We start from the raw sequence: 15,008 nt of genomic DNA, 5'->3' as shown, positions 1-15,008 counted from the left end.
GGCCCGGTATAAATTCGACGTTTCTCCGGTTTTCGACAACCGGCCCTATTTCTCACACTTCATCAAACCCGCCACGCTGATGGAGATCCTTTCTCTCCGGGAAAGCGGTGCGTTGGGGATGCTCTCATTTGCCGAGCCGGTCCTCGCCGCGACCCTCCTGCAGGGGATCGTCATCTCCATTCTCTTCGTATGGCTCCCGCTGCGCCGTTTCAGGGCCACAGAAGATCGCAGGCGAGCGGGCGTCATGGTATTCATGCTGGGGATGGGGTTCATGCTTGCCGAATTCGCGGTGATGGAACAATTGCGTCTGTTTCTGAACGAACCCGTGTTGGCGACGGCGGTTACCCTGGCGGTGTTTCTGTCCATGGCAGGGCTGGGCGGCGGCATGACCTCCCGTCGGTCACGGGACGGCACGCTGCGATTCTCGGGCTTTGCGGCGCTGCTGACGGCGGGCATTCTTGTCGTATACATCACCGCACTCCCGCCCGTGCTGAAGGTTTTTATGGGTGCGCATCCGGCGGTTCGGACGGTCCTGGCCATGGTTCTCATCTCGCCCCTGGCGACGGCCATGGGGCTGCCGTTTCCCCTGGCGGTCTCCGCCCTGAAAACGGCTGACACCCGCGCGGTCCCCTGGGCATGGGGTCTCAACGGCTGCGGATCCATGATCGGCCCGGTGCTGGGCATGTCGATCGCCGTCTATGGCGGGGGAACATGGGTGTTCGGCGCCGCGATCCTCTGCTATGGTACGGCATTTGCGGCGGGTCTGACGCCGTCGATCTCCGGAACGGGCCGGAAGCAGGGAGAAACGATACAGCCGTGAATCAGCGATTCTGTCCTTCAGGAGCCTTATGGATCCGGTGAACAAATTCCTATCGGCCCGCGAACGACTTCACTCCGTTTTGATGATCTCGATCCGGCTTCGGGCCGTGAGCTCGTAAAGATCCGGACGCCGGTCGTGAAGGGGTCGGACGGTGGCCACATGCCGCTGTTGGGCAAGGGAGGAGAGAACCAGCTCCGATACCACCACCGCCTCGACGTTGGGATCCGCCTCGCCGCCGACGCCCTTCTCGGGAAACGAAAAATCGCTGGGCGTCAGGATGGCGGCCTGGCTGTAGCTCATGAGGGATCCAATGCCGGTGCGCATGTTGCCGACGCTTCCCGTCATGACCACGTAAATGAAGTTCTCCACGGCCCGGGCCTGGGCGCAGTGACGCACGCGGTAATAGGCCTTCTTCTCCTGGGTGTAGAACGGAACGAAGAGCACTTCCACGCCGGCCAGGGTCAGCAGGCGGGATACTTCGGGAAATTCGATATCGTAGCAGATCTGGATCGCAATCCTGGCCAGCGGCGTATTGAAGATTCGAATGTGATCGCCGGGCAGGATTTCCCCCGCCGAGCGTTCGGCGGGCGTGATGTGGAGCTTCTCCTGGGTGTAGACATTGCCCGTCGGGGTAAAGAGGTGGGCCGTATTGTAGATTCCGCCGTCCCGCATCACGGGATGGGAGCCGCCGATGATGTAGATGTTATACTTCCGTGCGACCCGCCGGAACATTTCGACATATCGATCGGTCAGGCCCGCCAGCTCCCGGACCATGACCCTCATGTCCGTGCCCTCCAGATAGCTGAAAAGCTGGTATGTCAGGTATTCTGGAAAAAGCAGAAAATGGCAGTGATACTCGTCGGCGGTGTTGACGAAAAACTCGACGCTGTTTTCCAGGTCGTCCCATCCATCGATCTGCCGGAAGCGGTATTGGGCGGCACAGACCCTGATCTGGCGAGCCTTGTGTCTTGCAGCGTAGGCCGAGGATATCCGCTTCTTGGCGATATCGAAATCGGGATTGATCAGCTCGAGATAGGTCGAATAGTTGAGGCTCGAAAAATCGACGGTGACGTCCAGCTGAACCTTTTTCACGCGGTAGCCGACCTTGAGATGTGCGTTGAGGGCCGGATCCCGGAGTTCTCCGCGGATCACCTTTTCGACATATTGCTCCGCCGTCATCCTGCCGGCGTGATCCTTGTATCCGGGAATCCGGCCGTAGCCGATCATCCGCCTCAGGTTGTACCGCTTTAAAAGACCGAGCCGGCGCTTGTAGAGCAGCATGGCGACGCCGCGACGCCGGTAATCGGGATGGACACCGATGTCCGCCCCGTAAAGGGTATCGCCGTCGGGGTTGTGGGTGCTGAAGGTGCCGGCCCCCGATATCTCATCCACGGTGTACCAGTAATCGTCGTCGATGTTCACGATGACGGATGTTGCATATCCCACGATCCGACCGTCGGCTACGGCCACGAACTGGCCGTCGGGAAATGCGTTGAGCTGCATCTCGTAATGTCGTTCGGTAAGGGTGTATTCCGGTGGGTAGTCGGCATAGATCTGCCGGCTGCATTCGATCAACTCGGGAATATCGCTGATCCGGCACCGGCGGGTCGTCACCTTCGATTTGGCTTTTTTCACAGGCAGACCTCTCTGACGAACCGATTCATTTGGCCGCTGGGGCCACAGAACCCTTACTATTCCAAAGCATCCAAGTCAATTGGGAATCGGATCGGCAAGGGATGGATCCGGCATTGAAAACTTTCCCAATCAACCTCGGGTCCCCTCCCGGGGAAAATAGTCATGCCCGGCAGGGGATTTATAGGCCTGCCGGGACGCCATATCCCGGGCGCGACGCATCAGAGAGACGGCCTCATCGGCCCGACAGGCCGGGACCGTCGTGATCGTTTCAACGGCGCCGGATCCCCTCACGAGGAGGGCATTGACCAATCCCAGATCCGCCGCCTTCTCCTCCGGGATATCGGACACGATGAAAAAATCGATGTCGCCGTTCAGGAGGAGGTGGTAGCTGACGAGTTTGCCTTCGTAGGCCGCCATGAGCTTTTCGATGGCTCCGGCGCGGTTCTGGGGATTGGCGAGCAACCCCTGAACACCTTCCCTGGAAAATTTTCCGTAAGATACCCAAAGCATCGCCTTATCCTTTCATGCTTTCGATAAAGCCGGGCCTCCCGAATTTTTCGAGGCGGACCGGCAAGGGAGACCAGGCCGTCAAACTGAAAGATACCGGATCCGAGTTCCGGATTCAACACCTGGAACCCAAGTGCGATCAATGACGACGGTATGTATCGGTGTGGGCCGGATCAACGAGCGATCCGGCCTTCAAGGAAGCGTTGCGCCCTTCAGCGCTCCGATGGATCCTCGCGGATGGATTCAGACGAAGATCAGGAAATGGGCGTGGGTTTACACAGGTGTTCCTCTTCCATGGCCACCCGTCCGCAGCCGTCGCAAACATACTTCATGGCGGCCAGTTTGTCTTTGCAGATGTGGTTCGCGTCGACCTGGGGGGCCCCGCAGAAGCTGCACTTCTTCTTATCGTCACAGGGATTGCAGAGATGACCGGGCGCTTTGGCCACGGCACCGCATGTTTTACATGTATAGGCCATATCTTGAACTCCTTTCCGGCTGAAGATTTCGAGAAGTCGAAAAGAGACGGGCATATTCAGAAATATCGTTCCGAATGTCGAAAAGTCAAGGCGCTCCGCCCGGTCGTCCAAACCTGGAAGAAGACGGATGCAGCCCGTATTCAACGGAAAACGACACATCGTCCTGAAAGGATTTCCGCGTTTTCATGGCTTTTCCAACAGAAGATTGCTATGCTGATGCGGGAGTTCATCGTCACCACCCTCAGGCTCGCGAGGAGAATCTTCATGGCATCCGATACTGTTTTCGACCTGGTCATCCACAACGGCACCATCCTTACCGTCAATGACGATTTCGATATTGTCCGGCAGGGCACGCTCTGCATCCAAAACGGCCGCATCGCCGCTATCTCGGTCCATGAGCCCGGCGAACAGCCGCCGCCCGCAAAAGCAACCATCGACGCCGGGGGCGGCATCGTCATGCCCGGCCTTGTGAACACGCACACCCATCTGCCCATGTCAATGTTCCGGGGGCTCGCGGACGACCGCCCCCTCATGGAATGGCTGAAGGAGACTATTTTCCCTGCGGAAGCGGCACATGTTCATCCCGAAACGGTGTTCCGGGCCACGCAGCTGGCTTGTGCGGAAATGATCCTCTCAGGCACCACCACCTGCTGCGACGGTTATTTTCTTGAGAATTCCGTCGCCCGAGCCGTTCAACTGTCCGGTATGCGGGCGGTGCTGGGACAGGGCGTCATCGATTATCCGGCTCCCGGGGTGCCGGATCCGGCCCGGAACATCGCACACGCCGCCCGCTTTGTGGAGACCTGGCGAAATGCCGATCCGCTCATCACGCCGGCGGTGTTCTGCCATTCCCCTTACACCTGCTCCAGGGAGACGTTGACAAAGGCGAAAGCCCTTGCCCGATCCCAGGGAATTCTGTTTCAGATCCACGCCGCCGAAACCCGGACCGAACGGGATCTGTTCCTCAGGGAGCACGGCGTTACGCCCATCCGATACCTGGACGGGCTTGGTCTGCTGGATGCCGGAACCCTCTTGGTCCATGCCGTCTGGACCGATGAAACGGATATTCGGCGGATCTCCGCCGGAGGGGCTGTGATCTCCCACAATCCGGAGAGCAACATGAAGCTGGCCTCGGGCATCGCGCCGGTGGAGAAGTTCCTGGCCGCGGGAATTCCGGTGGGCCTGGGAACGGATGGATGTGCCAGCAACAACAACCTGGACCTCTTCCAGGAGATGGACACCGCGGCCAAGCTTCACAAGGTCAACACCCTCGACCCCACAGTGATGGACGCCCGAACGGTCATTCGCATGGCAACCGCGATGGGCGCCCGGGCCATCGGTCTGGGAGGTGTCGTCGGCACCCTTGAGATCGGAAGTCAGGCCGACGTCATCATTATCGACACCGGAAAACCCCACATGACGCCCCTCTATCACCCCGCTTCCCAAATCGTATACACCGCCAAGGCTTCGGATGTGAGGACGGTCGTCGTGGCCGGCAAGGTGATCATGGCCGACGGTCGCATCCTGACGCTGGACCTGGAAGAAATCCTGGCCGAGGTCCGAAAAATCGCCCGCCGCATAAACAAGCGGCAACCCTGAAGAAGGCTGCCGCAATGGTATCAGTTAACCGAATCCCGATCTCATCCGGCCGGCATTACAGCCGAACGGCCCCGGCCGGCGCCGTTCGGTGCGTCATCGCAGACCGCTTCGAAGCTGCCTAAAACCCCGACGCTTGCAGAGGAGAAATTTTCCGGTCCGTCCACAATACCCGAATTGATCTCCTTCACCGCGGCGGAAACAGGGCTTGCGCCGACACCGCCTCCCACCACGTTTTCAGGATCGGCGCTGAACACGATTTCACCGAGTTCGGTCCGGTTGAAAGGGGATTCACCGGGCAGGTTGCAGCTGTCCCCCTCCAGTATCGGCAGCCAGAAGGTCAAGGTTGCCCGGATCTCCGTACCATAGACAACGGCGGTGGCGACCACCTCGTCCTCCAGCCACGCGGCATTTTCCTTGAGATAAACCAGAGAAAAACCGGCGAGGCCATCCTCGTCCGTACGAATCGTGGACGGCAGGGCGCCCGCGGCGCTGCTCGAGGGCGTCAGCTCACAATCGCCGTTGAGGTCTTCGTTCAGCGGATGCTTTTCGCTTTGATCGGCCGGACAGGGCGCGCAATAATCGCACATCAGGTTTCGATTGACGTCCTCATTTTCAAAAATATCCGTGTAGATGACAGGACAGTCCGGGCGCCCGCCCCGATAACCAGTGGCATACCGCGTCGACCACAGCTTCAGGGTAACGGTGGTGTTGGGCATGGGATTCCCGCCGGCATCGGACACCAGCACCGACATGGGCAGTCTGTAAGCGGTATTGCCGTTGATGGATTCTATCTCGGTGCTCTGGCCGATGGAAATCGATCCCGCCGTCCCGCCGATGACGATCCGGAGGCTGCTGCTCAAATTGCAGATATCCCCGGCGCCGTCAGCGTCGAGTATCGCAGCGGTCACTTTGACCCCTTCGGCGTAGGAGCTCAGGGTGCCGGAAAAGAAGGTCGACCGGGCAAATCCCTGACTGTCGGTATAAGCGATGGCCGGCGACAGACGTTCTCCGCCGCCCGTCGTGGTCAGCCCGTCAAGGAAGAACATTACGGGGACGTTGCCCACGGCCTGGTCAAAACGACTTCTGACTTTCGCCGTCAACTCCACGGAATTGGCGACGGTGCCGAGGCTCGGCGCCATAACCGTCGCACTGGCTTGAAGCGAAATCCGGCAGGCTTCACCGGAAGGCGATGAGAAGGCTACCTGGATCGTATCGGAGACCGACGGCCGGTTGAGATCGAACACCTGGATGGTGGCAATGCCGGCTTCCGCCGATGAGAGGACGGCGGTGACCGTCTTCTGAACGGGATCCACCGGGACGTCAATCAACTTCCGGCCGATGGCGGTGCTCCCGCGCCACTGACCAAAGCTGGTGACAAGCCTGACGGTGTTCTGCCGGGGCGCCCGGACCGTCACGACCAGGTCTCGCCCGGTCGGCCAGGAGGAAGGATCCTCCGCCGGGGAAGTGATGGTGAAAAAATCAGCGTTGTTATAGACGAGATAACTCTGCGTTTTGACGTCGCCGGAGGCTTCGATCCGCAGAACAGCTTCCTCGGTCGCCTGACGACCGGTAATCTCCAATACCAACCTGCCGTTCACGTCGGTCCTGAGACCCGAGGATGGAGACCAGGTGAGACTGCCCTCGGGTTCAACACTGACATTGACCTCGGCATCGTTGATGGGGAAGGCCTCGGCATCCTGAACCGTGATGAGAAGATTGGCCGTTTTGGTCCCTTCGATATCGAGGCTGGTATTGTCGTTGTCGAGCCAGATGGCTGTCCCCGTCACTTGAATGGGAACGGATTTAGAAGCGTTGCCGTTCGCCGTTGCGGTGACGGTAATAATTCGGTTGCTTCGATCGGGTCCGGACATCAGTCGGATCGATGCCCTGCCCAATGCGTCCGTCCGCACTTCGGACGGATCAAACGCGTCCGCAGGGGGTTCATCCGAGGCTGTCGGCGGCGCTTCATCTGTTTGATCCGCCACGATCATTCCGCCATCGGTGGAGAAAGAAACCACCGTATCAACGGCCGGGGAGTTGTTGCCGTTAACGAGGGTTGCCGTCACGACGCTGTATCCTTCATTATCGGATTCAATCGTATACCGACTCGCGCGCAAAGAGAGCGTGCCTGAAAATATTGGATTGGTTTCGGATGGATTGATTTCAGATGATTCGTCATCATTCATGCCGCCCGAGGAGCCGCAACCGATAATGCTGATCACCAGAAAACCTGTCACCAGAAACCAAAAGATCATTTTACTGCCGTTTCTCATCATGGAAATACCCTTCCTATCGACGGTTCGCTATGGTAAGCCGGGTTAGAACTGAACCAGCCGCTGTTCAAGCTGAATGATCCGGGGGGTGATGAAAATCAGAAGCTCCTCTTTCTGGTCGTCGGAGCCCTCGGCCTTGAAGAGCCATCCCAGGATGGGCACCCTGTTCAGATAGGGAACCCCTTCCATGTTCTGGCGGCTCGCCGTCTTGATGATGCCGCCGATGACCACGGTGTCTCCGTCGTTGACCAGGAGTTCGGTTCTGGCCTCCTTGGTCGTAAACGACTGCTCCCCGGCAATCACTTCCCCCAGATCGTTTTTGGTGATGCTGATGACCATGTTGATTCGGTTGTCCGGGGTCACGTGGGGCGTGACCTCGAGTTTCAGGTCGATGCTTTTGAACTCGGTCTTCGGATTTCCTTCATCATCCACGCTCTGATATGGATAGTCCACCCCCTGTTTGATCAGCGCCGTCTTGTTGTCGAGCGTCACGACCTTGGGTGCGGAAACGATCTTGGCTTCGCCCTGAGACTCCATGGCATGCAGCTTGGCGTTCAAAAGGAACGGCGTTCCGGCGATCCGCATGAAATTGAACCCGATGCTGCCGTAGTCGGAGGCGGCGATGGGAAAATCCACGGCCATGTTGTAGCCGTAGGTACCGCCCAGATCATTGTATCCTTTCTGGGGGCCGACACCGACCCGATCGTTGACGGTGTCGGTGACGGTGTCGGTGGCGCCGCCGATGTTGACGGCGCTGTCGTCAGGCTCCTGCGTCACGCCCGTACCGACCTGCTGGACGCCGATCCCCGCCTGCCAGGTGGTCCCGATCTCCTTCGTGAAATTGGTGCTGGCCTCGACGACACGGCCTTCGATAATGACCTGTGGCGTCACCCGATCGAGCTTGCTGATCAACTCCCTGGCCTTTTTGATCTTTTCGGCGGTATCCGTGATGATGATCATATTGGTCCGCTCATCCACGCTGACATTACCCCGATCCAGTGTCAGCATCTTCTCGATATGCGGCCGTATCTCCTTACCGGCGTTGGAATAGTTCACGGGCAAGTATTCGGTAAAAAGGGGTTCCAGCTGCTGTTGCTGATCCCGCGCCGCCAGTTCCGCGGCTCGCGACTCCCGCCGAAGTTGGGCCTCCTCGGCCAGGGTTGCCCGGGTAGCGATGCGGATGATGTTGCCCTCCACCGTCTTGCCCAGCTTGTTCATTTTCAATATGAGATCCAGTATCTGGTCCCAGGGCACGGGCTCGGCCAGGGTAAGCGTCACCTTGCCGGTGACGTCCTTGTCGATGGCGAAATTTCTGGCGCTGACCTCCCTCAGGATCCTGAATACATTTTTAATGTCCGTCTCGTAGAAATCGAGGGCGATCCTCTCGCCGGTATAAACGGGAAGATCATCAATGACGCCAAGATCCTCTTCAAGATCCAGATCGGGCACCGACGACGGCATAGGCTCCGGCAGCGGTGCCGCAGCCGTTTTGATCGGTTCCATCCCTTTTGGTTTATCCATTTTATCAGCAATTATCCCGGATGTCGGAGGAGGGAGCTGTTTTTTCTCAGCGGCCGCGATACCGGCCAGTGGCCTGGGCGGCACGACGGATGCATCGAAACGTATTTCCAGGGCGTTCCCCTCCTGCTCAATGGAATAGGGTACGGCTTCCCTGAGCTTGATATCAAAAAGAGCCGTATTTGGGTTTGACGCCTGTGTTTTCGGCGTAATTTCATCCACGGCGCTTTTGAAACGGTCCGTAATGAGAGGACGCTTTCGATGGTCCGGCAATCTGGTATTGAAGAGTTGCAGTGTCAACCGATTGTCTCCGGCCGCCTGGGTTTCATACTTCACGGGACGTGTCGTTTCCACCACGAGAACGGATTCTCCGGTCTCCGCGCCAATAAAGTCGATCCGGGTAATCCCGGCAAGTTTGACATCTGTCGTCTTTTGGACAGGTGCCGCAGCAACCGGATTCATCGTCAACTGATCCGCCCCGGCGCCCACCTGGATCAACAAACCGTTTTCAACCGGATCGGCTTTGTATTCGATCAAATGACGCTGATTTGTTTCAAGAATGATCCTGACCTTGTCCGTTTCACCGGCGTATCGTATCCGTTGGACCCACTCGGTGTCGACGGGAATAACCTTTTCCTGATCGTACGGGCTCTTGATATGAAAGAGATCAAACACGATCCGGGGTGGATCGTCGACGGTAAACGCCTTATAATCCGCGATCATGCCGTCGGCGCCGACAAACACCTTCAGGCCCTTTCCCTGTCGAGCGGCATAAACGGACTCCAGTTGGGTTGCCGAAGGGAAACGACGCGCTTTCACGCCTTCTATCCGGGAGTCGTCAATGGGAGGTACATCCATCGACATGCCGGTTTCGGCGACGACCGTACCGTGCCCAATGCACATCAACACCAGAAATGAGAGAAACAGCGATCCGATGGGCGTAATTTTCCGCGGGTTACATTTCATATTGGTCATCTCCGGAAGGCCTTTGAAATTTCAATTCTCTTTTGTGGATCCTCACGTTCCCCGACAAGTCCTTGTCTTCCTCTTCCACGACAACTCGATCTTTAAGGATATCCACCACCTTGCCGGAGTGAATCCCCATGCAGGTTCCATGGACGACGATATACCCCTTTCCCGTCGAATCCTCGATGAGGGCCTTGTTGCCGCTGTCGGCCCGAACAATGCCCACCAGTTTCAATTGATTGAGATCCATCTTTTCCAAGGGGGTCAACCGGCGCGTCGGAACGACCGGTTTTTTCCGGGTTGCAGGCGGTTTGGGCTTTTCGACCGGTTTGGGCTTGATCAACGGTTCAAAGGGATCGATCTTGTTTTCAGCGCTGTAGCCGGAGGGGTGCGCAAGGGTTTTCTTCGCCGTTTTGTCCACCAGATTCAGAATATCATGAAGCGACTGCTCATTCAGGGGATGATCATCCATACCGATACGCTCGATCACGGTCGCCGTGACATCGATTTTCTCCGGCGCCTCGTCAATCCCAGTTGGATCGGCTGCATTCCGGGCGGCATTGTCGCCTTTCATCAACGGACCATCGATCTTTCGAACCCGGGAATCCGTTTCGTCTTTCCGGGACCCCGGGGGGATCGACTTCCCCGTCGACGGTTTGACCACGGGCTTCTGATCGATCTTTTTATGCACGACTTTCGGTTCAGGCGGCGGCGCAGCGTTCTCTTCGCATCCGTTGCAGAAAAGGACGAAAAAACAGATGATCGGGGCGGCATACTTATACATGGCTCTCAATTATGGTTTGCGGGTTTCGGTAGCGGCTTGAGGGGTTTTATCTACAAATTTGTAGGTCAGGGAGGTGCAGGAGACGTCCAGCTGCTCCCAATCGTTTTCTCCTTTTTGCTTGCGGAGTTTGGTGGAACTCATCCTGATGTCCTTGATGTTGACGATACGAGAGAGTTTTGAGACTCTGTAAAAGAAATCCAGGACTTCATGATAGGAGCCCTTGAATTTCATGGAGACGGGAATCCGGGCATAAAATCCGACGGTGCTCTCTCTTTCGGGCCTGAATTGAAAAAATTCCAATCCGGCATCCTGACCCGCACGGGATATGTTCTTCAGCAAGGATGGAATCTCTTCGTTCTCGGGAAGCGCCTGCCGGGCTTTCTCGAAGTCCGCCTCGATCGCCTTTGCCTCGGCTCTGTATTTTTTTAACGATTTGGCCTTTTTTTGATATTGGCGCAATTCCCTGGAGAGGGATTCATATTCGTCCTCCAGGATGCCAATCTGCTCATGCTTGGGAATGTAGAGGAAATAGACGACCGGAGCGATGATGAAGACCAGCGTCGCCACGCAGATCAGAATCCGTTGGAATTTTGATAATCTGCCGATCTTTTCGAGATATGGGTCTAAAAATGCCGTTGATGGGGGGCTTATCCTGTTCATGACGGATCTTTCTTCGCCTCCGCTTTTTCGGGAATCCCTTTGCAGTAGACCTGAAAATTCCTCAGGTTGATATCTTCCTGATCTTTTCCCTGTTTGAAGTTTTCCAGGCTGAGATTGATTAACCGGATATCCGTGAATATATCGGCATTCTCAAGCCGTGTCATGAAGTCCGCCACTGTCTGGTTGTCAAGAGCGATGCCGTCGATCTTGATATCGATTTCCGGACTGTTGACCTCGACGACGGGAGCCTCTGCCTGATTTTTTTTGCTTTTTTGTCTGCCTCTTTTGGTATTTCGGGGTGTTGGCGGCAGGACTTCCTTTTCCATGGCCTCGAGACGACTGAACCACATCTTCTTTTCGACAACCGTATCCGTCATCGTATCCATAATGAGAAAAGCTGTTTTCCGGCTTTTTTCAAGATTGTCGATAATCTTGAGTTTGGTCTTCAATACGTCGATTTTCTTTTGGATAGCTTCAGATTCCATGGCAATTTTTTTGTACTTGACGATATCCTTTCGGGTATAGTCAATCTGGCTGTCCAGGGCCTCGATCTTCCCGCTCAATCGGCTGTTGTACCAGAAGAGGGGGATGAGAAGGAAAAGAATCAAAAGCAGGAAAACAGACATTTGCTTTCTAATATCTTCCTTCTGCCGTGCGTTTCGGAATGGGAGTAGATTAATCCGTATCATTTGTCGTCAATCTTTCTGATGGCCAATCCAAGGCTGATGGCGGCCTGCGGGGCAACCTGCTCAAGATAGGAAGGGTCGAAATCGCCGCTGATGGAAAATTTCTTGAAAGGTTGAATAATCTCAACCTCGGAAGAGGTTTCCGCGGCGAGAAGATCCCTGAACTTCTTTATTTTTGCGCCACCGCCGCTCAGAATGATCCTGGGGATCTGATCCCCGGGATAGGTGGAATAAAAAAAATCGAGCGCGCGACCGATTTCAGTACACCACGAGGTGACGACCGATGAAACGATCTCTATGATCTCCTTGTCGGGAATCTTGTCTGTCTCTTCATTGTGATACATCCCTTCCGCCTCCTCCAGGGTGCAGTCGGCGAGAGAAATGATTTTAGTACTGATCTGCCGGCATCCCATGGAAACGTCTCTCATGAAAACCGAGAAATTTTCCTTGAGGATATTGAGTGTTGTCTTGTTGGCCCCGATATCGATCAGCGCAACATTTTCCCCATTATCTTCATAGTTTATTTCATATATATTTTGGAGGGCGAAGGCATCGACATCGATGATACAGGGGTTGAGGCCGGCCATCTGAACCAGATTGACGTAATCGTTTATCATCTCCTTTTTGGCCGCCACCAGAAGAACATTCATCTGATTGGGATTTATGTCGTTTTCTCCGATAATCTGAAAATCGAGATTGACATCGTTGATGTCGAAAGGGATATACTGTTCGGCTTCGAATTGGATCATCTCCTGCAGCTGCGCCTCGTCCATGACCGGAACACTGATGTTCTTGACAATGGTGGAATACCCTCCAATGGAGACGGCAACGTTGTTTGCCTTGATTTTCTGAGAATTGAACAACTGACGGATGAGATAGGCGACAGCTTGCGGATTTTTGACGGCGCCCTCCTCGATCAGACCCGGTGCGATATCGATCATGCCGAATTTTCTGATCGTCCGTCCCTTTTTATTTTCTTCGACCTCTGCAACCTTGATGGTTCGGGAGCCGATATCGATGCCGATGATGTTCTTCTTTTTCCCAAATAACATAATCAAACTCTCTGTTGCCGTTTGGGTGAATCAATATCCGCCCGTTGCAGGAAGCATGTCGTCAAAGGAACAGCATCGGACACATTGTTACCCTATTCTAAAAGTTATTTCGTGATTCATTCAATGAAGCCCTCAAGGGGAATTCACGTTTCGGTCGATGCTGTTGAAACAAACAAATCCTTGTTGAAATATCAACGCATATCAATTAGGGTTGTTCTCCGGACGATGGCTCGGCAGTTGACAGACATCCGTCAACCCGGTCAACAACTGAACGGTAAACCCCAATATCCCCCGAAACGATATGCGCTTCAGGTCTGGGAGGAAATCGGTTCGGGAGATGCCCAGGGGACGGACGCCAATGAGCCGCGGTCATTCGGACGAATGATTTTCTCCGATAAAATTTTATAACAATTATTATAAGGCTATGTCAATAAAAAACACATTCCCGATCCAAAACAATTGCTCCGGATCCTATTTTCCGGCACCCAGGTCAACCATCATGGTGTTAAAACGCAATGAATCAACAGTTCAACATTCGACGTTCATGATGGTGACCGGAAAGATACGGCCTGTGAACACATTGATTCCAACGGACATGTGACAATTGATGGCGCCAAGGTCTTTTGAAGAAAAATCGAAACCGTTTCGTCTTGTAAAATACTTTACATTTACGAGTCTGATTGCCATCTTTCTGGGAACGGTGATTCTCTGCTTTCTGAACATACACTGGGCAAGGACGCTTCAGTTCAAGAAAAGCCAGGATTATGCCCGTCTACTCATTGAAAATCTTAACCATCAGATATACACGCAGTTCCAGGTGCCTGTATTTTACCTTTTCGGAAAAATCCAGCTCAGCGATAAAAAGCAGTTTCACCTGATGGACAAAGTCGTCAGAAACACCTTTCACAGCTTCAAGGTGGATCTCGTCAATCTTTATGACACCCAAAAGAACATCATATCCTACAGCTTTGATCCGGATCTGGTAGGGAAAAAAGATCTGGGGGGAGAGGGATACCTGAAGGCCCTGAACGGTCAATACACCTTCAAACTGGTTCAAGAAGGAAATTTCTGGGAAAAACTGTTGGGAATGCCCCAGAAGATCCAGGTGATTACCTTTGCGCCGTTACGGGAGGCCCGGCCTCTGACCCCCATATCCGGCGAAATTCTCGGCGTCGTCGAAATCGTTCAGGATCTTTCAGAGGACTATAAAACCATCTTCCGATTCCAGATCCGTATCATCATCTCCTGTGCCGTGGTGATGATGATTCTGCTCGTGATCCTGATTTTCGTCGTCAAAAAGGGGGAAGGGATCATCCAGCAGCGCACGCTCGAAAGAATACGGCTGAAGGAACAACTGAGTCGTGCGGAACGCCTGTCTTCCCTTGGTGAAATGGTTGCGGGAATTTCCCATGAAATCAGAAACCCTTTGGGCATCATTCGAAGTTCCGCCGAATTGCTGAAGAAGAAAATGGACAAAACCGCCCCCATGAACACCATCCCCGACGTTATCGTCGAAGAGGCCAATCGCCTCAACAGCATCATCACGGACTTCCTCAATTACGCAAAACCCCATCCCCCCAATTTCGCCCCCTGCAGGGTCGATGAGATTCTCGAGAAAAACATCACCTTTCTGGACCCGGAGCTCGAGGCTCAGGGCTATATCATTAAAAAGCGATACAATGGCGATATCCCGCCCATTCAGGCGGATTCAGGCATGATATATCAGGTTTTTCTGAACATCTTGATCAATTCCATGCAGGCCATGCCCGGCGGCGGTGAAATTCATGTCGATATCGAATCCGCCGGCGAAACGGTAAACATCATCTTTAAAGACAAGGGCAAGGGCATACCTCAGGAGATCCTGGAAAAAATCTGGGATCCCTTCTTTACCACCAAGGAGACCGGCACAGGGCTTGGACTCGGCATCGTGAAAAATATCATCGAAGCCCACAATGGGAGCATCCACATCGAAAACCGACCGATCTATGGGGCCCAGGTCACTATCCAGCTGCCGGTCAACAGGGCTATGTAA

General features: G+C 54.8%; 12 protein-coding genes. 3 read left to right on the top strand and 9 right to left on the bottom strand.

All coding sequences use genetic code 11. The features are described from left to right. Positions 1 to 820 (top strand): hypothetical protein (locus tag AB7S84_RS09480; protein ID WP_428154095.1); only part of this gene is annotated, 820 nt, incomplete at its 5' end. Positions 821 to 889: 69 nt separating this feature from the next. Here the strand turns inward: AB7S84_RS09480 and AB7S84_RS09475 are convergent. The 3 genes from AB7S84_RS09475 to AB7S84_RS09465 all read right to left on the bottom strand — a co-directional run bounded on the left by AB7S84_RS09475 (position 890) and on the right by AB7S84_RS09465 (position 3,438). Continuing rightward, on the bottom strand, positions 890 to 2,455 hold the full coding sequence (locus tag AB7S84_RS09475; protein WP_020876750.1) for a bifunctional GNAT family N-acetyltransferase/carbon-nitrogen hydrolase family protein: 1,566 nt from the start codon (positions 2,453 to 2,455) through the stop codon (positions 890 to 892). Between the two features lie 129 nt (positions 2,456 to 2,584). Continuing rightward, entirely contained in the window at positions 2,585 to 2,965 is a 381-nt protein-coding gene (locus AB7S84_RS09470; RefSeq protein WP_020876751.1) for a GYD domain-containing protein, read from the bottom strand. Positions 2,966 to 3,216: 251 nt separating this feature from the next. Then, positions 3,217 to 3,438 carry a hypothetical protein gene (locus tag AB7S84_RS09465; protein ID WP_428154093.1) on the bottom strand — a complete coding sequence of 74 codons (222 nt, stop codon included), beginning with the start codon at positions 3,436 to 3,438 and terminating at the stop codon, positions 3,217 to 3,219. A 264-nt stretch (positions 3,439 to 3,702) separates the two neighbouring features. On the opposite strand from AB7S84_RS09465, the gene AB7S84_RS09460 reads away from it, so the two are divergent. Next, positions 3,703 to 5,037 (top strand): amidohydrolase family protein, encoded by a 1,335-nt coding sequence (locus AB7S84_RS09460; RefSeq protein ID WP_428154091.1) that lies wholly within the window; start codon positions 3,703 to 3,705, stop codon positions 5,035 to 5,037. A 41-nt stretch (positions 5,038 to 5,078) separates the two neighbouring features. On the opposite strand, the gene AB7S84_RS09455 is transcribed toward AB7S84_RS09460, so the two are convergent. The 6 genes from AB7S84_RS09455 to pilM are packed head-to-tail and all read right to left on the bottom strand — an operon-like array spanning position 5,079 to position 12,976. Further along, positions 5,079 to 7,313: a hypothetical protein gene (locus AB7S84_RS09455; protein ID WP_428154089.1), complete on the bottom strand. Its 2,235-nt coding sequence runs from the start codon at positions 7,311 to 7,313 to the stop codon at positions 5,079 to 5,081. 42 nt (positions 7,314 to 7,355) lie between these two features. Then, positions 7,356 to 9,794 carry a type IV pilus secretin PilQ gene (pilQ, locus tag AB7S84_RS09450; protein WP_020876755.1) on the bottom strand — a complete coding sequence of 813 codons (2,439 nt, stop codon included), beginning with the start codon at positions 9,792 to 9,794 and terminating at the stop codon, positions 7,356 to 7,358. After that, positions 9,784 to 10,578, bottom strand: coding sequence for a pilus assembly protein PilP (locus AB7S84_RS09445; protein ID WP_020876756.1), 795 nt, complete (start codon positions 10,576 to 10,578; stop codon positions 9,784 to 9,786). The genes pilQ and AB7S84_RS09445 overlap by 11 nt, the downstream gene beginning before the upstream one ends. Before the next feature lie 9 nt (positions 10,579 to 10,587). Next, the gene (locus AB7S84_RS09440) at positions 10,588 to 11,238 is read right to left on the bottom strand and encodes a type 4a pilus biogenesis protein PilO (protein ID WP_020876757.1); all 651 of its coding nucleotides are present in this window, start codon (positions 11,236 to 11,238) and stop codon (positions 10,588 to 10,590) included. Further along, positions 11,235 to 11,864, bottom strand: a complete 630-nt coding sequence (locus tag AB7S84_RS09435; protein ID WP_040415085.1) for a PilN domain-containing protein — start codon at positions 11,862 to 11,864, stop codon at positions 11,235 to 11,237. The genes AB7S84_RS09440 and AB7S84_RS09435 overlap by 4 nt, the downstream gene beginning before the upstream one ends. Before the next feature lie 59 nt (positions 11,865 to 11,923). Continuing rightward, a complete protein-coding gene (pilM, locus tag AB7S84_RS09430; RefSeq protein ID WP_428154085.1) occupies positions 11,924 to 12,976 on the bottom strand; it encodes a type IV pilus biogenesis protein PilM in 1,053 nt (350 codons plus the stop codon). Positions 12,977 to 13,583: 607 nt separating this feature from the next. Here pilM and AB7S84_RS09425 point away from each other — a divergent pair. Continuing rightward, entirely contained in the window at positions 13,584 to 15,008 is a 1,425-nt protein-coding gene (locus tag AB7S84_RS09425; RefSeq protein ID WP_020876760.1) for a two-component system sensor histidine kinase NtrB, read from the top strand.

It is taken from the genome of Desulfococcus sp. (assembly GCF_050178255.1).
Lineage (GTDB): Bacteria > Desulfobacterota > Desulfobacteria > Desulfobacterales > Desulfococcaceae > Desulfococcus > Desulfococcus multivorans.
The sequence above is the reverse complement of the archived record's forward strand: the minus strand, read 5'-3'. Positions and strand labels throughout refer to the sequence as shown.

What these genes read in the sequence shown, in the direction of transcription:
- AB7S84_RS09470 (WP_020876751.1), bottom strand. Translation starts at nt 2,965, where the DNA reads ATGCTTTGGGTATCTTACGGAAAATTTTCCAGGGAAGGTGTTCAGGGG.
- AB7S84_RS09465 (WP_428154093.1), bottom strand. Translation starts at nt 3,438, where the DNA reads ATGGCCTATACATGTAAAACATGCGGTGCCGTGGCCAAAGCGCCCGGT.
- AB7S84_RS09460 (WP_428154091.1), top strand. Translation starts at nt 3,703, where the DNA reads ATGGCATCCGATACTGTTTTCGACCTGGTCATCCACAACGGCACCATC.
- AB7S84_RS09455 (WP_428154089.1), bottom strand. Translation starts at nt 7,313, where the DNA reads ATGATGAGAAACGGCAGTAAAATGATCTTTTGGTTTCTGGTGACAGGT.
- pilQ (WP_020876755.1), bottom strand. Translation starts at nt 9,794, where the DNA reads ATGAAATGTAACCCGCGGAAAATTACGCCCATCGGATCGCTGTTTCTC.
- AB7S84_RS09445 (WP_020876756.1), bottom strand. Translation starts at nt 10,578, where the DNA reads ATGTATAAGTATGCCGCCCCGATCATCTGTTTTTTCGTCCTTTTCTGC.
- AB7S84_RS09440 (WP_020876757.1), bottom strand. Translation starts at nt 11,238, where the DNA reads ATGAACAGGATAAGCCCCCCATCAACGGCATTTTTAGACCCATATCTC.
- AB7S84_RS09435 (WP_040415085.1), bottom strand. Translation starts at nt 11,864, where the DNA reads ATGTCTGTTTTCCTGCTTTTGATTCTTTTCCTTCTCATCCCCCTCTTC.
- pilM (WP_428154085.1), bottom strand. Translation starts at nt 12,976, where the DNA reads ATGTTATTTGGGAAAAAGAAGAACATCATCGGCATCGATATCGGCTCC.
- AB7S84_RS09425 (WP_020876760.1), top strand. Translation starts at nt 13,584, where the DNA reads ATGGCGCCAAGGTCTTTTGAAGAAAAATCGAAACCGTTTCGTCTTGTA.